Raw genomic sequence first — 19,589 nt, 5'->3', positions numbered from 1 at the left:
GCATTTAAATAAAATAAGTGAATATTAGGCATCACATTGGTTAGTCCTTTTGCAGGCAGCTTCGGTTGTTGGTCACAAGGCCAACAAAAGCGGCAATAATCTATCCAACCTTTCCTAATGGCTACTTTGCATGCGGGCCACAAACGGGGACGCTATGCGGCAGCGTTAGGCGGTTTAGCATTTACTTTATCAACGGATAAAACATCGTTGGCTGCTTCACTTTTACCCATGGCAAATCCTTCAAGTTTAGCACCTGCGGGTTTTGGTAGGCTTCGAAGCCTTTGGGCGATGGGTCGTGCCAGTACATAAACCAGGCCCAGCGGGGTTGTTTCTTCAATACCTCGGCACCTGGCAGTTCGCCAACTTCGCCTAAAGCAATGGGTTTATTGCCGGCGAGGGCGGCTATCTGGTCGTAGTTCTCCTGGTCGAAACCCTGGGTGTACACATCGGTGGTTACAATGTCTACCACATCCTTGCCGGGGTAGTACTCGTCCAGCCTATCCACGCCGGGCTTAAACTCGTTGGTGTTGAATACCCATATCAGGTTGCGCAGACCGTGGAAATTTACCAATCGGTCGTACATCATGCGATAAAGTTTTACGTAGCCGTCTTTGCCTTTCTTTTTGCCCCACCAAAACCAGCCGCCGTTCATTTCATGGTATGGCCGCCATATTACAGGCACTTTGGCATATTGCAGCTGTTTTAAAAACCAGGCAATTACATCCACCTGCGATTTCCAGCGTTCGTTGAGCCGCGTGCCGGGGGTAACCAGCTCTTTCCATTGGGTATCGGTAAGCTGCCCCTGTATCGATTCTTTGAAGGTAACGGGCTCGTCTTCGGTAGGCGGTACCGCATGCCACATCAGCGTGATGATGAAACCCTCGGCATTGCGTTTGATGGCTTCGTCTACGATGTTTTGGCGGTAGTTGATGCCGTCCCAGTCGCCGGGGTAGCTAAAGCCAAAATCCTGCCCGAAAACCGCCGGGTAATTTTTGGTGATACGGTACACCGTGCTTAGGCGCGTAGAGCCCAGCAAAGGCACGCAATGCTGCCCGCTAAGGGTTTGCTTGCCGCTGATGCTGTTGATATAGCTGTACAGGGCAACCGCCTCGGGGGTAGCGTTCGGGGTAGATAGCGCGGGCTGCTGTGCAGCAACACGCAGAGTGCTGATGGTGAAAAAAAGGGCGACGAGCGTTACGGTTCTTAAGATATACATGGGTATTTGCTTATTAGGAATGAAGGGTGGGGCACTGCCGTAAAAGTATAACCATGCCCGCCCTTTGCTAAACACGGATGTAAACGATGATGAGAATTATGTTAAATGGCTGGTGCCCCCGCTACGGCAAACGCAATTTCAAAGCTGGAATTCCTGGAAATCCATAGCTAAAAAATGCGCAAAAGCTGGAAAAAGCTGGAAATGGTTTCGCGGTCCGACAGGGGGTGTTTTACCCAAAAACGCCCATTCCATGCAAATTTGGCCCTTTTTAATATTTGCAGGAAAAAGGCCAAAAAAACTCCGAAAAACAAAGAAAAACACCGATTTTTCTCGGGTTTTTGCGGATTTAAAGCCATCCGCGAGAGCCATAAACCAGGTTGGATGTTTATCTAAATCGGGCACAATTTCCCGGGCATTTTCCAAATTTCTATAAAACAAAACCTGGACAAAAATCACCGACATTGACGGGGTTCTGGGAGAGTTTTAGTTGTCATTAATTACTCCAAAAAACAAAACCCCGACGCTATCTGCATCGGGGCTTACCACACAAACAAAACGTACCTATTACTTAAATCCAAAAATCAGGGGGAATATAAACAACACGATAACCGCCCATGCAAAATAAACAGGCAGGTAGGCGGCTATAACTTTCCCAACACCGGCTATCTCGCCCTTTTTGGTGGCCGCTTTAAAAAGCTGCACGGTTACCAGCAGCAGGTTTATCAAAATCAATGCATTACTGCCCAGCACGGCTGCACGGTTTGGCGTAAAGCCCCCCTCTGTAATCCTGAGCAGGATGGCCGATAGCGCGATGCCGTTTACGATGATGGTTACCGCAGATAACAGGAACAACACCCAGCTTTGCATGCTTCCTTTGGCCTTAGATGTTTCGGCTACCGAAAAGAAGATGAGCGCCATAACGCCGATAAGCAAGGCATTGAATATGAGCAGGAACTCGCGGTTATTATAGGGGTTTTTACGCGAGTAAATCATAGCAACCAAATACGCCACCAGCATCACCAACACCAGCGGACTGAATATTTTGGCAATTATGGGCGATACCTTCCCAACCAACTGCGGGTTGGTTTGCGTAAGATAAGTACCTACTATCGGCGCACAAGCAAGCCCGTATATGGCCACATTCTCGAAATAAAATTTATCGATATTGAAGCCGATAAGCGAGAAAAGCCCAACCGTTATGGCCGACATGATACCGCCTGCCAGCAGGATAAGCGCGGTCATCACCACCAAATCGCCGTTGTATTTTAAGAAACCCAGCCGCCGATCGTGGTCGAGTTTGGCATCGCCTACAAAAGCAAAACCCAATACTACCCACAGGAACAACCCCAAATGGATGCAGGATAAAATGAGCGTATCGCTTTTGCTTACATGCGGGAACAGGTTGATAAAAAGCAGGCCCGCGATAGTAGCCCCCGCCGCAAAGGCGATTTTGCCAATGGACAATTTATTCTTCCAGGCGAAATATGCCGTAAGCAGCGGGAACACGATAAAACCAACGTTGCGCGAATAAAAGAACTCTTCATCAATATGGAAGATGGCCGGCAGCTTGGCTATCAACCCGGCAAACATGCATGCGAGCACCACCATCAATATGTCGCGGCTGCTGCCCCAGTTGGTTTCCTCGCTTTCGTAGTTGAGCCTTTCGTGCCAGAAATCGGCAAGCGTGTTGCCGGCAAGCTCGGGGTAGAGCACGCTGAACTCGCGTTTAAAAAGCCCTTTGTTGCCACGGTACAGTTTCTCCAGCTGGTGGGCATCGTGCTGGTGGGTAAGTATCTCCTCTTTCATGATATATGGGTTGGTTTCGTTTGGTCGAAAGTTTAAAAGTCCTTTGTGATACAAAGTTAATAGAAAGTACTTTGCATTTCAAAGTTTTTATTGAATTATTTTTTCGCCCCTACTTTCCTGCCGGAAAAATTTAAAAAAACACTTGTGTAGTTAAATGACTACATTTATATTTGTAGTCAAATAGCTACGCAAATGAATTTACGAAGAGACGTATTCCAGGCCATTGCCGACCCCACCCGTCGCGCCATACTGCTGTTGCTGGCCTCGCAGGCGCTTACTGCAGGGGCCATTGCTGCCAACTTCGATACCGCAAGGCCAACGGTATCAAAACACCTGCAGATACTCACCGAGTGCGAGTTGCTTAAGCAAACGCAAAGCGGTAGGGAAATCCACTATCATTTAAACCCCGGTAAAATGAAAGATATAGCCGACTTTATAGAACCTTTCCGCCAGATGTGGGACGAGAGATTCAACAAACTGGAAAACATCATGAAAAACTACCAATCCAAAACATAATTGCCATGGAACTGAAAACAAAAATTACGGCCGAAGAAGGCAAGCACGATTTAACCATTACCCGGGAGTTCGACCTGCCGGTGCATTTGCTGTTCAGGGCACATACCGAGCCCGAAATCGTTTCGCAATGGATGGGCACCAAAGTGCTTAAACTCGAAAATAAAAAGCATGGCGGCTGGGCCTATGAAACGAGCGATGCGAATGGCAAAGTAGTGTTCAGTGCCGATGGCGTGTTCCACGAATGGGTGCCGAACGAGAAAATAACGCGCACTTTCGAGATGGCCAACGCCCCTTTTGGCGTACAGCTGGAGTTCCTGACGTTCGAGAAGCTGAGCGAAGGCACTAGCAAGTTGGTTATCCACAGCCTGTATAAATCCGGCGCGCTGCGCGATCAGATGCTGAAACTGCCATTCGCGCAAGGCATCAACATGGCGCATAACCGCCTCCAGGAAATCGTAAACAAACTAAAATAAAACTATCATGACGAAGACTCATAAAATCCTCTACTGGTTTACTACCCTTTGGCTAGGCCTTGGGATGACGGCTACCGGCATCGTACAGCTCATCAAACAAAAAGAAGAACTGACCATGATGACGCATCTGGGCTACCCCGCCTACTTTTTATCCCTGTTGGGTGTTTGGAAAATATTGGGCGTTGTTGCCGTATTAATGCCTAAATTCCCGCTGCTGAAAGAGTGGGCCTACGCGGGCTTCTTCTTCGCCATGTCGGGCGCGGTGTATTCACATTTGGCCAGCGGCGATAGCGCAAAGGAGCTTTTTGGGCCGGTGTTGCTCATCGTACTTACGATAGCTTCGTGGTATCTGAGGCCTGCGGATAGGAAAACGTCAACAATAAACTAATAATCTACAGCCATGAAAAAGAATTTATCTGCGGAAGAAACAGCAGGACTGCTCGACATCCTGAAGAACCGCTTCGCTAAAAATATGGGCCGCCACCCCGGACTGGTTTGGGTCGACGTACAGGCAAAACTGGAAGCCAGTCCCGAAAAACTATGGGTGCTTGATGAAATGGAAATAACCGGTGGCGAACCCGATGTGGTAAGCTACGATGAAGCCAGCGGCCAGTATGCCTTTTATGATTGCGCCGCCGAAAGCCCTAAAGGCCGCCGCAGCCTCTGTTACGACCGTGAGGCGCTGGACTCGCGAAAGGAGCATAAACCCGCAAACAGCGTGATAGATATAGCTGCCGAAATGGGCATCGAACTATTGGATGAAGTGCAATACCGGCACCTGCAAACGCTCGGGCAGTTCGACCTGAAAACCTCCAGTTGGGTAAAAACACCTGCCAACATCCGTAAGCTAGGTGGCGCTGTTTTTTGCGACAGGCGGTACGATACCGTGTTCTATTACCACAATGGGGCCGAATCTTATTATGCGGCGCGAGGCTTCCGGGGATGTTTAATGGTGTAGAGAGAATTTCATAGCTTAGCATAAAGCAACCAATATCATGAACCCTAAAGTCGATTTTTATTTTGCCAAGCCTCAGAAATGGCAGCAAGAGATTACCCTGCTCAGGACGATTGCCCTGGATTGCGGCTTGGAGGAAGAACTGAAGTGGCGATGCCCCTGCTACACCTACAAGCAAAGCAACATCGTATTGATACATGTGTTTAAGGAATACTGTGCGTACCTGTTCTTCAAAGGCGCGTTATTAAATGATGGGCAGGGCATCCTCATCCAACAAACCGAGAACGTACAGGCCGCGCGGCAAATAAGGTTTACGGAAATAGCCGAAGTTGTCGAACTGGAACCTGTATTAAAAACCTACATCTTTGAGGCCATAGAAGTAGAAAAAGCCGGCCTGAAGGTTGAGTTGAAAAAGACAAAGGAGTTTGAAATGGCCGAAGCATTCCGGCTTAAATTGGATGAGCTTCCGGCCCTTAAAACCGCTTTCGAGGCCTTAACGCCAGGCCGCCAGCGAGGTTACTTACTGCATTTTTCGCAGCCCAAACAGGCCAAAACCCGCGAGGCAAGGGTGGAGAAATGCATCCCCCGTATATTGGAGGGGAAGGGGCTGGACGATTAACAATTACATAAAAATAACACCCGTGTTTGTTAACATTATTCCTTGACGACAAAATATTTGAACGATTTAAATATGAATTATGCTAACAATAAAAAAGCCCTCAAAACCTTTTACGAGCAAAACGGACTTATAAACAAATTTGAAAATGATAACGTTTATTTGGAAAACGCATTTACCGCTATCAATAACTTTTGGCAGAACAATCTTGATAATATTGAAACAGTAAATTATTTATTAATTGCAGAAGCTCCTCTTTGGGGCCAGTTAAAAAAATATATTTATAATCCAAATACCAACAACTCGCAGTTCTTCTATCGCAGTGACTTGGGTGACATTTTAAATAAGTTCATCGCTGATAAAGTGGATTTCATTAAAGTTTGCAATGAAATCGGCTTACTGGTGGTGGACATTTCACCATTCCCCTTCAATCCAAAAGACACCTCAATAAATTATCGTACACTAAAAACTAATCAATATAGAGAATTAGTGAGTTTGACAATTCCCACTTATTTTGAAGAAAAAATCAAAGCTATTGGGCCAAAAAAAAGTGCAAACGTGAAGATTTTTTTTCGTTACGCTAGAGTACAGAATACATTTCAAGACCTTATTTCAAAAGTGCTTATTGACAACAACTTTATAAAGCATATAAGCGATATCGGACAAATTTCCCAGAGCGGTGGCGGCATTGACAAAACGAAACTTAAACAGATAATCAAATCCGCATAAACTGATTTGTGTAGCATGCAAAACGAAAACACCGACCCAACAGGCCGTGAGCAAATGAACACTCTGTTGTTGGATGCTCCGATAGCTGTAGTTTGGGAGATATGGACGCAGGCCGAACATATCAGGCATTGGTGGGGGCCGAACGGTTTTACCAGCACCATCAATACAATGGATGTGCAACCCGGAGGCGAATGGCTCTTTACTATGCACGGGCCGGATGGCACCAATTACCCCAATAAAACCCTGTTCAGGGAAGTTGTAGAACATAAAAAGCTGGTGCACGAGCATTTCGGCCCCAACTTTATAGCCACCATCCAATTTGAAAGCCAGGGAGATAAGACACTCCTCAAGTGGTACAAATTGTACGAAACGAAAGAGCTATTTGATTTGGTGGAGATGCAATACAAAGCCAGCGAGGGCTTTGCCCAAACAGCGGAAAGATTGCAGGTGTATCTTTCAGGGCTAACCGAGGCACAGTAACGCTTTATCAACCGGTGTTATCGAACAGTTTGGGAACTCGCGCAATGTGCGTGCGACTTCGTTGCGTATTTCTCGGATTGTAATAATGGTAATTCGCATCGCTATCAACCACAACAGGCTCACTTCGGCATTAATTTTCCCATTGATGTAAATACCTAGTCATTAGATAAATACTTAGTATATTTGAGACATTGGTATTTTAATTTCAACGTCTATTTAAAAGATATTGGAATTGCCAGCAAACCTTACCTTAAATTCCACTCATAATCATCATGATTTACTTTTGGCAGTCAATTAGAACACGTTCATATTGGAAATATGCATTACTTTCAATAGATGGTGTAAAGACTTTTTTTGCTGTATTGGGCGCCGTTTGGCTGGTATTTGAAATGATGGACTTTTTTAAAATATTTAAGTCAAATGAGCTGCCCCCATATACTTTTTTTGTTTTAATTTCTCTTTCGCTTTTTGTTGTAATTTGCACTAGAAGACCAATTTCAAGAATTCGTTATAAATTATCGGGCAAAGATTTAGAAATCGAAATCAGAATAGGTAACCTGTTTAATCTTAAAGGGCAGAAAATAATTAGTACCAATACAACATTCGACACCGACATTGCTAACGGCATTATTGCAATTAACAGCCTGCAGGGGCAATTTACTAATAAATATTTCCCTCAACAGATTCAAACTTTAGATCAACTTATAGATAATGCTTTAGCCAATGTTCCTACCACTGATTATCCCAAAATTAGCGGAAAAGACAAAAAGTATCCGATGGGAACAACTGTAAGGGTAAACATTGGAGCCGAAGTCTTTTACTTGCTTGCTATGTCTGATCTAAACTATAATAATACCGCTCAAACTACATTAGACAATGTATTAAATTCAACAGATAACCTTTGGCAATTCATCATATCCAAAGGCGAAAATGAACCAATTATTTTACCATTAATTGGTACGGGTAGAGGCAGGATTGTGACAAACCGAAAACGACTGATAGCTCAAATAGCTCAATCATTTATTAAGGCTTCAGAACAAATTATATTTTGTAGTAAACTTGTAATCGTTATTCACCCAAACGATGTAAAAAAGTTTGATATTAACTTGTTCGAAGTTAAAGACCTTCTGAATAATTATCTACCATAAGGCTATAATAATCTGAATTTAACCAAAAATGGCATATAGAAACGGCACCTACATTGCGTTCCACGCTAACGGAACCAATGTACCGATTGAATCGGATATTAAATACTATAACTTAATCAAGGCTTGGTGTGGTAAAGACGATGACTGCTTCAATATAATTAACAGTCATGATAAGACTTCCTCTGTTAGAGATGGAAGTTTAAAAGAGACTTTGAGAGCAAGCCTAAAAGTACGATTAAACAACAGTAAAAACATGATTTTAATCATTGGAGATACAACTAAAGAAGACCGTGATTGGGTGCCTTTTGAAATTGAGTACGCCGTAGATGTTTGCAAAATCCCAATTATAGTCGCCTATCTAGGAACCAATGGCATCAGAAATGCTCAATCAATGTCGAGTCAGTGGCCACCTGCCCTGAGGAAGAGAATTGACAATGGAACAGCCATGTTAATACATATCCCATTTAAGAAAGCGCCAATTCATGATGCAACTGGACAATTCACGCACAACAACCCTCCAAAAGGTGGAGCACTGGGAGTTTACGATGACGAGTCTTATACAAATTGGGGAATACCTATCAATTGAAGCTATTATATTATAAAAAAGAACTGCTTCTCAAACGTAATAGTAAACCTAACCACCAGAAGGTTCTGCTTTTTTTAATGCGACCCTACCACATTGCCTTACCTGTTCGCGTTCTGCATATACAGGAACACAGCCACCGCAATCAACGCAAGTGCCAACAGCACGGCAAGCACAATCTTGATAGCGCTTAGCGGCCGCTCGCCAATTACCTCGCCGGTGCTGGCGTTTACCGTAAACTGGTACACTTTATTATTGTAATTGTAGGCGCTCACCCATACCGGCAGCATTATATATTTGATAGCCTTGTTTTGGTAATCGGTATCAGTGTTATCAACCCTTTGCTCATCGCCGCCAATATCATTGCGGATAGCCGAATCAATCTCTGAAACCGTTTGCGCCTTCGCTTTCTCCAATGCCAGTTCGGGGCTCAGCTGGTAGGTTTCTGAACGGAAACCGCTGGTGTAACGCTCATCGAACCGGGCCAGCATGTGCAGTTTCCAGGGTGTAAGCTTGTTCAAGGTTTTTTCGGGGAGCGATTTACTGGCAGCTACGAGCAGGTCGCGGAAGCTGCATTCAACGGTGCCCGACGCATACGACCAGCTGGTGTGCCGCACCTGCCGGGTACGGGTTTGGCTTTTACCATCAACCGTTTCGGTGTAGGTCTCAGTGGTGTAGTAGTAGTCGCCGCGCTCGCCGGTATAATCGGTTACGGTATCGGTATCGTAGGCCCAATAAGGCAGGTACACGCCGTTTAAGGTAGATGTGCTGCCCCCGGCTTTTTGCGCCAGGTCGCTTGGCGACCACCAAAGCCCCTTAAGCCATTTCTGGAAAAATTCCGCGCCTTGCTTTTGGGTAACCTCGAAGGGTAAAATGTAATGCGGTGGTACGTATTCCTTGCCGGCCTGCAGGTTCAATACCAAAGGGGCAGTGCAAAAAGGGCATTTATCGGCCGTTACAGCTGCATCAAGCACCGTTTGCGAGCCACAGTTCTTACAATCGACTACCTTGATGTCGTCGGTTTGTTTATCAACGTCTATCCCGGCTACAAATTCATCATAATCAACAGGTACTATTGCATCATTGTCTCCGGTATCGGCTATGGTATTGCTTTCGCCGCAATAAATACATTGCAGGGTACGCGTGCCGGGTACAAAGTGTAGCAGGGCACCGCATCCCGCGCACTTCAACGATTTGCTGATGCTATCGGCCGGCTTTACAGGTCCGTTCATTTATGAGGTATTAGGTTTTAAAGGATGATGGTTAGGGTAATGGTGGCGGTTCGTTATCAAAGAAACCGGCAAGTTCGGCCACGGTGCCTGCGGCGGCCCATCCGGCCATGCCTTTTTTCCAAACCACGGTCTCTTTAGTAACGGCCTTCGATGCCACCATCGTGCCGATATCGGTGACGCTGTGCGGCCCGTCAGATTTCCCGTCAATGGCAATATGGTAAGCCGTAGATGGCAATGGAGGCGGCGCATCTGCCCCTGATGGATTGTTGCCATCGAAATTGCCCGGCTTAAAAACGTTACCCACCTGGCCCATCATGGCAGCGCCTACGCCAAGGCCCATGCCTGCAGCGCCAAGGTTGCCGCCTATGGTGTTCTCTGCGGCTTTCTCCATGGCGTTCGCCGCCTGGAACTGCGCATAAGCACCCAAATTGCCCAATATGCCCATCGAGCTGCGTTTATCAAGCACCTCTTCTACCTCGGGCGGCAGCGAGATATTCTCTACCAGCAATTTGGTAAGGTTAAGGCCAAGCTCGGCAAAATCGGGCTGTATGGTTTGGGCTATCAGCTGGCCCATCTCGTTGTAGCTGGCAGCAAGATCAAGCACCGGTATTTTTGATTGCGCAACGGCATCCATACCACGCGCTACGATGGTGTTGCGCAATTGCTCGTCTATATATTCTACAACAAAATCAGGGTTGGTTGCCGATACCTCGGTAAGGAACATTTTAGGGTCCTGCACTTTGAAGCTGAACGAGCCGAAAGCGCGCAGCCTTACCGGGCCAAACTCTGCATCGCGCAGCATAACCGGGTTTTTGGTACCCCACTTCTGGTTTACGAACTGGCGCGTACTCACGAAAAACACGTCGGCCTTAAAGGGGCTATTGAAACCGTACTTCCAGCTTTGCAGGGTGGTGAGTATGGGCATATTTTCGGTATGCAGTTCGTACATGCCGGGCAGGAAAACGTCGGCAATGCGACCCTCGTTCATGAATATAGCCGCCTGCGATTCGCGCACGGTAAGCTTTGCCCCCATTTTTATGGCGTTATCATTACGCGGGAACTTCCACACCAAGGTATCCTGGGTGGTGTCTACCCACTCTATTACATCTATTAACTCGTTGAGCAGTTTACTGAAAAGGCCCATATGCTTTTTAGGTTTAATTAAGTTTAAAGATGGAAAAAAAACCGCGATGTACGCAAGCTTGGATAATTAATTTTCCTGCTATCAAATTATGGCTCCCTGGCAAACCTTATAACCCAGGCAATGTTATGCTACCAAAAACACAAACAAATGAATAACTTTTTCAGGGGACTTATCGCGGCATGGGGCGCAAAAAAACTGGGAGGCGGGTGCTTCTCAACCATTATCATATTCATTATTATTTGGGTGCTATTAGGCAAATGCAACCAACAGTCGCAGGGCAGCGTGCAACCGGTCCGTGCAAAAATTGCGCAGAGCAAATAAACATCTTTTAATTAGGTCTGAGCATGGCTGCAATTAATCTCTTACTCCTCTTTTTAACATTTGTGAGAACTAAAAGCCACGTCCGTGCGTTCTCATAAAAAACAACGCTATGAAAAATCCATTCAAAAAACACGATAACAGCAAATTACTGGTAGCCGGCTTAACCTTAGGGGCCATTTTTGCCGGGGCTATTACCTACCTGTATATAAAACGCAAGGCCGATATAGATGCCGCAGCAGCAGAACTGAAGGAACACGCCAAAGATTACCTAAAAAGGCAGCAAAAAAAAGCTAAAAAACTAAAAACGGATGTAAGTGAGTTGGCAGATATAGGTAATAATTAATCAGGCATTGGGGGTTGCATCTCTCCTCTCGGCGCTATCCAAAAGTTATTGAAGCCGAGCCCAATCTGTATATCTATCATTTCCTGCTGCAGCATCTCCAGCACGGCCAAAAAATTGTACACGAAATGTACTTTGTTTTCGCTGCCGGCGGCAATGCTGCCAAAATCGAGCCGTTTATTTATCTGCAGCAGGTTTTGTATAGCCTGTTTCTGCTTCTCGATGGTGTAGGGGTACTGCACCACGGTATGGGTAACGGTTTCGGTACGGGTGAGGTATTGCTTCATCAGGCGGTTATAAACCACCATTAGCTTGTACAGGTTTATTTCTGATAGTTCTTCGCCAGGCACGGTCACTTTCTCCACCTGCTCCAGGTCCTGCTTAATATTGCCTCGCTTTTCCTGTTTAAAACGCTCATCCTCGTAAGGGCGTATTTCCTCGCAAAGCTCCTTGAATTTCTTGTATTCGATAAGCTTGCGTATCAACCCTTCCTTGGTATCCAGTTCGTTCTCTTCCTCGCCACTGTTGTAACGCGGCAGCAGCATCTTGGCTTTGATGCGCATCAGCGTGGCCGCCACAAAGATAAATTCGCTGGCCAGTTCCATGTTCAGCACCGTCATATGGTGGATGTATTGCAGGAAATCGTCGGTAATTTTAGCGATGGGGATATCGTGTATATCCAGTTCGTCGCGCTCTATAAAAAACAGGAGCAAATCGAACGGGCCCTCAAACTGGGGCAGCCTTATCGCGAAGCTATCATCGGTCATACGCCCAAAAATACAGTTAAAACACGGTAAACAATTATAAATGTTATTTGCAAAACATTATTTACCTTTATACTATTCTGATTTTATCGCATAATATCGCTTACTTTGTAAGTTAAATACGTCTAAAGAATGTCCATGCAGGTACCCGCCGGTGATTTGTTAAAAAGGATTGTCAATCCATCTGATTTAAAGCAATTTAAGGAAGAAGAACTTAAACAGGTGTGTGACGAGCTGCGCCAGTATATCATTGATGTGGTATCGGTAAACGGCGGGCACTTTGCTGCCAGCCTGGGTACCGTTGAGCTTACCGTTGCCCTGCAATATGTGCTAAACACCCCTTACGACCAACTGGTTTGGGATGTGGGCCACCAGGCATACGGGCATAAGATACTTACCGGCCGCCGCGAGCAATTCCACACCAACCGCCTGCACAAGGGTATCAGTGGTTTCCCAAAACGTAGCGAAAGCATTTACGATACCTTTGGCGTTGGGCACTCCTCTACCTCTATTTCGGCAGCATTGGGTATGGCGGTGGCTTCGCAATACAAAGGCGAAAACGACAGGCAACACGTGGCCGTAATAGGCGATGGCGCCATGACAGCCGGGCTTGCCTTTGAGGCCCTGAACCATGCGGGTATCGAAAACAGCAACCTGCTGGTGATACTGAACGACAATAACATGGCGATTGACCCCAACGTGGGCGCGCTGAAAGAATACCTTACCGATATTACCACCTCTAAACCCTACAACAGGTTTAGGGACGATATAGCAACCGTGCTCACCAAGCTATCGGCCATTGGCCCGGATGCTTTTAAAATTGCTAAGAAGATTGAGAAAAGCATAAAAGGCACCCTGCTTAAACGCAGCAACTTCTTCGAGGCGCTGAAGTTCCGTTATTTTGGCCCTATCGACGGGCACGATGTGGAGCATTTGGTAAAAGTACTTAAAGACCTGCGCGATATACCCGGCCCTAAGCTTTTGCATTGCATTACCGTAAAAGGTAAAGGCTATGCCCTGGCCGAAAAGGACCAAACCAAATGGCACGCCCCCGGTTTGTTCGACAAGATAACCGGCGAGATAAAAAAGACAAAGTACGATAAGCCGCAACCGCCTAAATACCAGGATGTGTTTGGCCATACCATTATAGAATTGGCCGAAGCAAACCCTAAAATAATGGGTATCACGCCAGCCATGCCATCGGGCAGTTCGCTTAACCTGATGATGAAGGCCATGCCTAACCGCGCGTTTGACGTGGGTATTGCCGAGCAGCACGCCGTTACGTTTTCCGCGGGATTGGCTACACAGGGCCTTGTGCCTTTCTGTAACATCTACAGCAGCTTTATGCAGCGCGCTTACGACCAGGTGATACACGATGTGGCCCTTCAAAAACTAAACGTAGTGTTCTGTTTAGACCGTGCCGGTATCGCCGGTGCCGATGGGCCAACCCACCATGGTGCTTATGATCTGGCCTACATGCGCTGCATCCCAAACATGATAGTATCTGCCCCCATGAACGAGGAAGAACTGCGCAACCTCATGTACACCGCACAACAGGAAAATATGGGGCCATTCAGCATACGCTACCCACGCGGCAATGGGGTAATGGTAGACTGGCGCAAACCTTTCAAAGCCATCCCCGTGGGCAAGGGCCGCAAGATATCTGACGGTGAGGACGTGGCAATCGTATCCATCGGTGCAGTCGGCAACGAGGTATTAAAAGCTACGGCTCAGCTAAACGAACTAGGTTACTACCCCGCCCATTACGATCTCCGTTTCGTAAAACCATTGGATGCTGCTATGCTGCACGAGGTTTTCAGCAAATTCCGCTGCGTAATTACGGTGGAAGATGGGTGTATAGAAGGTGGCATGGGCACTGCCCTGTTAGAATTTATGGCCGATAATAATTACCAGGCTACCAATGTTATCCGCCTGGGTATCCCCGATAGGTATATAGAACACGGCGAACAGCCCGAGCTTTGGGCCGAATGCGGTTACGACGCAGCTGCCATAGTGGCCAAAGTGCAAAGCCTGGATATCAAATGCAATAAGCACACGATAGCATCGTAAAGAAGAGTCAAGAAGCAAGAGTCAAGAAATAAGGCTAAAACAAAAAAGCTATCGGTGAACCCGATAGCTTTTTTGTTTTATACAGACAATTGCGCGATCGCTTGCTCTATCTCAAATATCGCCTGGTCTATCTGTCGTTTCTCTGTTAAATAAGCCTTCGTTCCTAAAACAGTTTCATCAAGCGCCTCTTGCTTAGCAAGCAAATCGCTTTTGTCGCTCTTTAGTTTATACAAAAGAGCTCTTTCCTTTCTTTTGGCAATTACCTCTGCACTGTCTGAATAGTTTACTTCAATCGTCTCAGAAAAAGAAACCTCACCCCGCTCTTCGGTTGGTACAAATTGAGAATACTGAAAAGATGGTGCGCGCCTGATAACCTGCCTGTAGTTGTCGGCTTTAATTATTATATCACCCTCCTGCGTCGCTATGGTCCATATAGTTTCATCAGGACGCTCTTCTCTGATTATAGCGGCAATCTCCAACCCGTTAACAAAGTCTGATTCTACATCTACTTGAAAGTAGCCGGCACTTTCAAAAATTAAAGTAGCCGGTGCAATCCAAAAAGTAAAAGGCTTTCCGGGTCCGTTATGTATCCATTCAAATATATAGTCTATATCTAAGCGGATATCATCATTAAAGCTCATTGCATATATCGGGCAATCATGCCATCCCATTTTGGGGAAGTCATCATTCGTCCATACCCATTTTTCTAAATCAAATTGCTGTTCCATTTACTTCAATGCAAGATAAACCAATGTTTACTCAAAACACGTTTAGATTTTACAACTTTCAAAAAGTTGTCAAACCTACGAATGCCTGTTAGTACAAAGATTCCGGGTTTATTCCGCTACATTTGAATATCATGGCAAAATTATTAGATAAAATAACGATAGTTGACGTTGAAGCAACCTGCTGGGAAGGCAATCCTCCCGAAGGAATGGAAAGCGACATCATTGAAATAGGCATCTGCTTGCTGGATGTAAACACCGGCGAAATCACCGATAATAAAGGCATCCTGATAAAACCCGAACGCTCTACCATCAGTCCGTTTTGCACACAACTGACAACCATTACACCCGAAATGGTAGCCGGCGAAGGCATAAGTTTTAAAGAGGGCTGCTCGATACTGAAGAAACAATACCTCGCCCAAAGCCGCGCCTGGGCAAGTTTTGGCGGGTACGATGCTAAACAGTTTCAGAGGCAATGCGCTGCATCTGGTGTTGGCTATCCTTTTAGCCCCTCGCACGTAAACGTTAAAACCCTTTTTGCCTTAAAAAAGAAACTATCTTTTGAGCAAGGCATGGCAGGCGCGCTTGAGTTATTGGATATCCCGTTGGAAGGCACCCATCATCGTGGTGTGGATGATGCAAAAAACATAGCCAAAATACTTTGGTGGATATTGAATAATTAGGCTTTCCTGATTTAAGCGTAATAAAAAAGCGATTGGCTATTTGCCAATCGCTTTTTTGCTTCTAGCCTTATACCTCAAAACAAACCGCCCGAAAATAGGTTAATACCCATACATCTATGCAAAACGCACATAACCATAAAAACACATGAACTTAAAACGAACTTTCGGAGCGGTGCTTACCGTATTGGGTATCATCGGGCTCATTTGGACAGGGGTTGAAGTTATCAACCATACCGGGGCCGCCACTACATTGATAGTAGTGGGCATAATTTCTGTATTATTCTTTTCTACCGGCATCAGCCTGGTACGCAACACTAAGGACGAGGCTTAGTTAACCGCAAGCGGCGTGATTACGCCGTTGTCGGAAATACTGAGGCCCGGCTGCCCGAAATCGGTTTCGGTAAGCATTTTTATGCGGAGCGATGCGCGGTTAAGCGTATCGCGTTGCAGCCCCCTATCGTGAGATTGCCTGTACGATACGATATTGCCGCCCAAAAAGCGGCCTTTTTTATCTACGCGTAATTTAAGCAGCGGCGCAAGGCCGCAAACTCCGTCTACACTTACGCTACGGTAGGTGCAAAAATTACCCAGGCTGTAGGCTATCAGCCTGTCTTTATACAATTCCATAGCGCGGCTTACGTGGGGGCCATTACCCAGTATCACATCCGCACCTGCGTCTATTGCGGCATGGGCAAAGGCATGCACGTTGCCGCGCCGCTCGCCCTTATACGATTCGCTTGCCTGGGTTACATGCTCAAAGGCAACACCCTCGCCCCCACCATGAAACGATACGATAACAATATCGCTTTGCTGCTTCAGCTCTTTGATGATGGCTTTGGCGCCTTCAATATCCAGCAATGACACCGTTTGGCTGTTTGGCGAGAAAGCGCAAAAGCCATACTTAACCCCGTTAAGCGTAAAAATTTTAGTGGGCGATGTTTTAAGCCCGGCGTAGTGAATGCCCAGGCTATCCAGCACTTTCATGGTATTATCACGTCCCTTTAGCCCAAAATCGTTGCTGTGGTTGTTACCCACGCTCAGCATATCGAAGCCAGCATCTTTAAAAATACCGCCATAATATTCTGGCATCTTAAACAAATAGGGCTTGCTGCGAAATTTCAGCTTCATGGCCGATGGCGCACCGGTATCCAGCAGCACGCCTTCCAGGTTACCGAAGGATACATCGGCTTCGCGCAGATCCTGCAGAGCCTCCTTAAAACTGCTCCTGCCACTATCGGGCGGCAAGCCACTGCTGCTGGGGTATGCGGTGCCCAGCATCATATCGCCAACGGCGGCTATGTGTATGGTGCTATCTACGGACGGTTTGGGGGTTATGGTGTCGGCTATAGTTGCAATAACAGGCTTTTTAGCTGCCTGCTGCATAGCGGGGTTGATGCAACTGGCTATCGACAGGCAGAGCACGCAAAAGGAAATAAGTTTAGGCCCTGGTGTCATAAGCAAAAAAAAATCCCTCCATTTGGTGATGGGGGGATTACGAATATAATAATTTAGGTTTAATTAGTTGTTGTCCGGCCCCGGTTTATCCACATTATCGCTGCTCAGCCCGGTCTTGAACGATTCCAGCATGCGGCCGCCCTTAAAAAAGTAACGGCTGTAGTAAGCATCATCTAAACTGCTGATAGCCACGCCACGAGACGAAGCGTGCGCAAACCTGTTGTTGCCCAGGTATATGCCCACGTGCGAAATGCGGCGGCTATGTATTTTGAAGAAAACCAAATCTCCTTCTTTCAAATCGTCTTTGCTAACGGGGTTAACCATGCTGAAAATATCGCGTGAGCTGCGACGGATGGTCAAATTAAATACATCACTATACAATTGCTTTGTGAATGCAGAGCAGTCGATGCCTTTTTTTGAGCTGCCTCCGAAACGGTATGGAGTACCGATCCAATCGTGCACAAAATTGAAAAGTTTCATGTTAGAAGTTGCTGATAGGGCTACTCCCATAATTTGCGAAAGATAATCTTTAGCTAAAGATTCCTGATCGTCCGAATCGGCCGGCTGAACTGGAACGGTTTTTGTTTGAGCCTGTGCGGCTAAAACGCTCATAAATAGTGCAATAGCAAGTGCAAATTTCTTCATTTAATCTCTTTTTTTGTTGATTAGGGGACAACAAACGTATATTAAATCAGACAGTGTGTCTATTGTTAGATACAAAACTATACAAATATTCTAAACCACCAAATAAATAATGAAATTAATTTCATGTTCGTTGAGGTAGAAAATATTAATCAATGTTAATAAAATTATCGTTAAAGTGAATATTCTTAAAAGCGATAAATGTCTAAACTGCTAATTTTCAGCTTTATAAATATTTTTCGTTTAACCCCGGTTGGTAGCGTGAATGTGAAAAATTTCCAATTAAGACAAGGCCGACATTTCAACCACAGAGAGCGCAGAGTAGCCACAGAGCAACACAGAGGATTTTTATTGGTATTTTTTGGAGTGGTGTTGTTACGATCAGTTGAATCTCTGTGCAAACTGCCCCTTTCTCTGTGATTCTCTGCAGTTAAACTCAGCTACACACACTTTTAAGCAGTATCGATATCGAAAAGATAATTACGGAAAACCAATATATTACGCTCTTATAAAGCGTACTTTTTACACACTACCCAAATGATATTTTGCTTTTAGCCAAAAGCGCATCCCGGGGCCGAAAAAGGTTATATTCATGTTAAATAAATCTTTACAACAAATTCGTTGCAGTTTCGGTTATTTGCGAGATATAATTAGATTTGCACATTCTCTTAGAATTGTTTTTAATAAATGAGTTCAATCGAAATAACTAAAGACACCTACCTGATGTGGTATGAGTCTATGCTTTTAATGCGGAAATTCGAAGAAAAAACTGGCCAATTATACGGCCAGCAAAAAATCCGTGGGTTTTGCCACCTGTACATTGGGCAGGAAGCAGTATTGGCCGGCGCCATGTCGGTTATACGCCACGAGGATAGCTTGATAACCGCATACCGCGATCATGCGCACGCATTAGCTAAAGGCACCTCTCCAAACGCTATCATGGCCGAAATGTATGGCAAAGCAACCGGCTGCTCTAAGGGTAAAGGTGGCTCGATGCACATGTTCGACAAAGAAAACCATTTCTATGGCGGGCATGGTATTGTGGGTGGCCAAATACCAATGGGTGCAGGTGTAGCTTTTGCCGAAAAATACAAAGGCACTGATAATGTTAATATTGCCTACATGGGCGATGGTGCCGTGCGCCAGGGTGCTTTAACCGAGACCTTCAACATGGCTGCTTTATGGAAACTGCCAGTAATTTTTGTTTGCGAAAACAACGGTTACGCCATGGGTACTTCCGTAGAGCGTACCACTATACAAACAGATATTTACAAGCTTGGCTTGCCTTACGGCATCCCATCATCGCCGGTTGACGGCATGGACCCCGTTGCAGTACACAACGCCATGGACGAAGCCGTATCGCGCGCACGCCGCGGCGAAGGCCCAACCTTCCTGGAAATGCGTACCTACCGTTTCAAAGGCCACTCTATGAGTGACCCGCAGAAATACCGCACAAAAGAAGAGTTGGAAAGCTACAAAGCGAAAGACCCTATCGAAGTAGTAAAACTTGCGATACAAAAAGAAGGTTATGCTACTGATGCCTGGTTTGAAGAAATTGATGCCAAGATAAAAGCACAGGTAGACGAAGCGGTGAAATTTGCCGAAGAATCGCCATGGCCCGAAGCATCGGAGCTTTATACCGATGTTTATGTGCAACAGGATTATCCTTACATCCGCGACTAATTATTATA

24 protein-coding genes are annotated in these 19,589 nt (G+C 45.8%); 15 read left to right on the top strand and 9 right to left on the bottom strand.

The window, feature by feature from the left end:
• Nucleotides 1–181: 181 nt before the first annotated feature.
• The 3 genes from AC1DXC_RS22965 to AC1DXC_RS22955 all read right to left on the bottom strand — a co-directional run bounded on the left by AC1DXC_RS22965 (nucleotide 182) and on the right by AC1DXC_RS22955 (nucleotide 3,022).
• Complete coding sequence (locus tag AC1DXC_RS22965; RefSeq protein WP_477461510.1) at nucleotides 182–1,216, bottom strand: glycoside hydrolase family 26 protein; 1,035 nt, start codon at nucleotides 1,214–1,216, stop codon at nucleotides 182–184.
• 138 nt (nucleotides 1,217–1,354) lie between these two features.
• On the bottom strand, nucleotides 1,355–1,678 hold the full coding sequence (locus AC1DXC_RS22960) for a hypothetical protein (RefSeq protein WP_477461509.1): 324 nt from the start codon (nucleotides 1,676–1,678) through the stop codon (nucleotides 1,355–1,357).
• A 102-nt stretch (nucleotides 1,679–1,780) separates the two neighbouring features.
• Nucleotides 1,781–3,022 carry a hypothetical protein gene (locus AC1DXC_RS22955; RefSeq protein WP_477461508.1) on the bottom strand — a complete coding sequence of 414 codons (1,242 nt, stop codon included), beginning with the start codon at nucleotides 3,020–3,022 and terminating at the stop codon, nucleotides 1,781–1,783.
• Between the two features lie 192 nt (nucleotides 3,023–3,214).
• Between AC1DXC_RS22955 and AC1DXC_RS22950 the strand changes: the two genes are divergently transcribed.
• The 9 genes from AC1DXC_RS22950 to AC1DXC_RS22910 all read left to right on the top strand — a co-directional run bounded on the left by AC1DXC_RS22950 (nucleotide 3,215) and on the right by AC1DXC_RS22910 (nucleotide 8,525).
• A complete protein-coding gene (locus AC1DXC_RS22950; RefSeq protein ID WP_477461507.1) occupies nucleotides 3,215–3,538 on the top strand; it encodes an ArsR/SmtB family transcription factor in 324 nt (107 codons plus the stop codon).
• Nucleotides 3,539–3,543: 5 nt separating this feature from the next.
• The gene (locus AC1DXC_RS22945; protein ID WP_477461506.1) at nucleotides 3,544–4,011 is read left to right on the top strand and encodes an SRPBCC domain-containing protein; all 468 of its coding nucleotides are present in this window, start codon (nucleotides 3,544–3,546) and stop codon (nucleotides 4,009–4,011) included.
• A 7-nt stretch (nucleotides 4,012–4,018) separates the two neighbouring features.
• Nucleotides 4,019–4,399, top strand: coding sequence for a DoxX family protein (locus tag AC1DXC_RS22940; protein ID WP_477461505.1), 381 nt, complete (start codon nucleotides 4,019–4,021; stop codon nucleotides 4,397–4,399).
• A 12-nt stretch (nucleotides 4,400–4,411) separates the two neighbouring features.
• Nucleotides 4,412–4,969, top strand: coding sequence for a DUF4256 domain-containing protein (locus AC1DXC_RS22935; protein WP_477461504.1), 558 nt, complete (start codon nucleotides 4,412–4,414; stop codon nucleotides 4,967–4,969).
• Between the two features lie 37 nt (nucleotides 4,970–5,006).
• Nucleotides 5,007–5,585 (top strand): YdeI/OmpD-associated family protein, encoded by a 579-nt coding sequence (locus tag AC1DXC_RS22930; protein ID WP_477461503.1) that lies wholly within the window; start codon nucleotides 5,007–5,009, stop codon nucleotides 5,583–5,585.
• Nucleotides 5,586–5,657: 72 nt separating this feature from the next.
• Nucleotides 5,658–6,311, top strand: a complete 654-nt coding sequence (locus tag AC1DXC_RS22925) for a class I SAM-dependent methyltransferase (protein ID WP_477461502.1) — start codon at nucleotides 5,658–5,660, stop codon at nucleotides 6,309–6,311.
• A 15-nt stretch (nucleotides 6,312–6,326) separates the two neighbouring features.
• Complete coding sequence (locus AC1DXC_RS22920) at nucleotides 6,327–6,791, top strand: SRPBCC domain-containing protein (RefSeq protein WP_477461501.1); 465 nt, start codon at nucleotides 6,327–6,329, stop codon at nucleotides 6,789–6,791.
• A gap of 272 nt (nucleotides 6,792–7,063) precedes the next feature.
• Nucleotides 7,064–7,939 (top strand): macro domain-containing protein, encoded by an 876-nt coding sequence (locus tag AC1DXC_RS22915; RefSeq protein ID WP_477461500.1) that lies wholly within the window; start codon nucleotides 7,064–7,066, stop codon nucleotides 7,937–7,939.
• Nucleotides 7,940–7,967: 28 nt separating this feature from the next.
• Nucleotides 7,968–8,525, top strand: coding sequence for a TIR domain-containing protein (locus AC1DXC_RS22910; RefSeq protein ID WP_477461499.1), 558 nt, complete (start codon nucleotides 7,968–7,970; stop codon nucleotides 8,523–8,525).
• Nucleotides 8,526–8,623: 98 nt separating this feature from the next.
• On the opposite strand, the gene AC1DXC_RS22905 is transcribed toward AC1DXC_RS22910, so the two are convergent.
• Both AC1DXC_RS22905 and AC1DXC_RS22900 read right to left on the bottom strand, forming a co-directional pair.
• Nucleotides 8,624–9,754, bottom strand: coding sequence for a hypothetical protein (locus AC1DXC_RS22905; RefSeq protein WP_477461498.1), 1,131 nt, complete (start codon nucleotides 9,752–9,754; stop codon nucleotides 8,624–8,626).
• Between the two features lie 31 nt (nucleotides 9,755–9,785).
• A complete protein-coding gene (locus AC1DXC_RS22900) occupies nucleotides 9,786–10,898 on the bottom strand; it encodes an SPFH domain-containing protein (protein ID WP_477461497.1) in 1,113 nt (370 codons plus the stop codon).
• 147 nt (nucleotides 10,899–11,045) lie between these two features.
• Between AC1DXC_RS22900 and AC1DXC_RS22895 the strand changes: the two genes are divergently transcribed.
• Nucleotides 11,046–11,219, top strand: a complete 174-nt coding sequence (locus AC1DXC_RS22895) for a hypothetical protein (RefSeq protein ID WP_477461496.1) — start codon at nucleotides 11,046–11,048, stop codon at nucleotides 11,217–11,219.
• Nucleotides 11,220–11,328: 109 nt separating this feature from the next.
• Entirely contained in the window at nucleotides 11,329–11,562 is a 234-nt protein-coding gene (locus AC1DXC_RS22890) for a hypothetical protein (RefSeq protein ID WP_477461495.1), read from the top strand.
• Here AC1DXC_RS22890 and AC1DXC_RS22885 read toward each other — a convergent pair.
• A complete protein-coding gene (locus AC1DXC_RS22885) occupies nucleotides 11,559–12,326 on the bottom strand; it encodes a segregation and condensation protein A (protein ID WP_477461494.1) in 768 nt (255 codons plus the stop codon). The two genes, AC1DXC_RS22890 and AC1DXC_RS22885, sit on opposite strands and share 4 nt — an antisense overlap.
• 135 nt (nucleotides 12,327–12,461) lie before the next feature.
• On the opposite strand from AC1DXC_RS22885, the gene dxs reads away from it, so the two are divergent.
• Complete coding sequence (dxs, locus tag AC1DXC_RS22880; protein ID WP_477461562.1) at nucleotides 12,462–14,393, top strand: 1-deoxy-D-xylulose-5-phosphate synthase; 1,932 nt, start codon at nucleotides 12,462–12,464, stop codon at nucleotides 14,391–14,393.
• A gap of 77 nt (nucleotides 14,394–14,470) precedes the next feature.
• Here dxs and AC1DXC_RS22875 read toward each other — a convergent pair whose 3' ends face one another.
• Nucleotides 14,471–15,121 (bottom strand): hypothetical protein, encoded by a 651-nt coding sequence (locus AC1DXC_RS22875; protein WP_477461493.1) that lies wholly within the window; start codon nucleotides 15,119–15,121, stop codon nucleotides 14,471–14,473.
• 131 nt (nucleotides 15,122–15,252) lie between these two features.
• On the opposite strand from AC1DXC_RS22875, the gene AC1DXC_RS22870 reads away from it, so the two are divergent.
• Both AC1DXC_RS22870 and AC1DXC_RS22865 read left to right on the top strand, forming a co-directional pair.
• The gene (locus AC1DXC_RS22870) at nucleotides 15,253–15,801 is read left to right on the top strand and encodes a 3'-5' exonuclease (RefSeq protein ID WP_477461492.1); all 549 of its coding nucleotides are present in this window, start codon (nucleotides 15,253–15,255) and stop codon (nucleotides 15,799–15,801) included.
• Between the two features lie 145 nt (nucleotides 15,802–15,946).
• The gene (locus AC1DXC_RS22865) at nucleotides 15,947–16,132 is read left to right on the top strand and encodes a hypothetical protein (RefSeq protein ID WP_477461491.1); all 186 of its coding nucleotides are present in this window, start codon (nucleotides 15,947–15,949) and stop codon (nucleotides 16,130–16,132) included.
• Here AC1DXC_RS22865 and AC1DXC_RS22860 read toward each other — a convergent pair.
• Nucleotides 16,129–17,256, bottom strand: coding sequence for a CapA family protein (locus tag AC1DXC_RS22860; RefSeq protein ID WP_477461490.1), 1,128 nt, complete (start codon nucleotides 17,254–17,256; stop codon nucleotides 16,129–16,131). The two genes, AC1DXC_RS22865 and AC1DXC_RS22860, sit on opposite strands and share 4 nt — an antisense overlap.
• 63 nt (nucleotides 17,257–17,319) lie before the next feature.
• Nucleotides 17,320–17,901 (bottom strand): C40 family peptidase, encoded by a 582-nt coding sequence (locus AC1DXC_RS22855; RefSeq protein WP_477461489.1) that lies wholly within the window; start codon nucleotides 17,899–17,901, stop codon nucleotides 17,320–17,322.
• Between the two features lie 684 nt (nucleotides 17,902–18,585).
• Between AC1DXC_RS22855 and pdhA the strand changes: the two genes are divergently transcribed.
• Nucleotides 18,586–19,581, top strand: a complete 996-nt coding sequence (pdhA, locus tag AC1DXC_RS22850; protein WP_477461488.1) for a pyruvate dehydrogenase (acetyl-transferring) E1 component subunit alpha — start codon at nucleotides 18,586–18,588, stop codon at nucleotides 19,579–19,581.
• Nucleotides 19,582–19,589: the final 8 nt, after the last annotated feature.

This window comes from Mucilaginibacter sp. P2_D11, from assembly GCF_056404435.1.
Note: the sequence above shows the minus strand (reverse complement) of the source record. Positions and strands in the feature narration are given on the sequence as shown.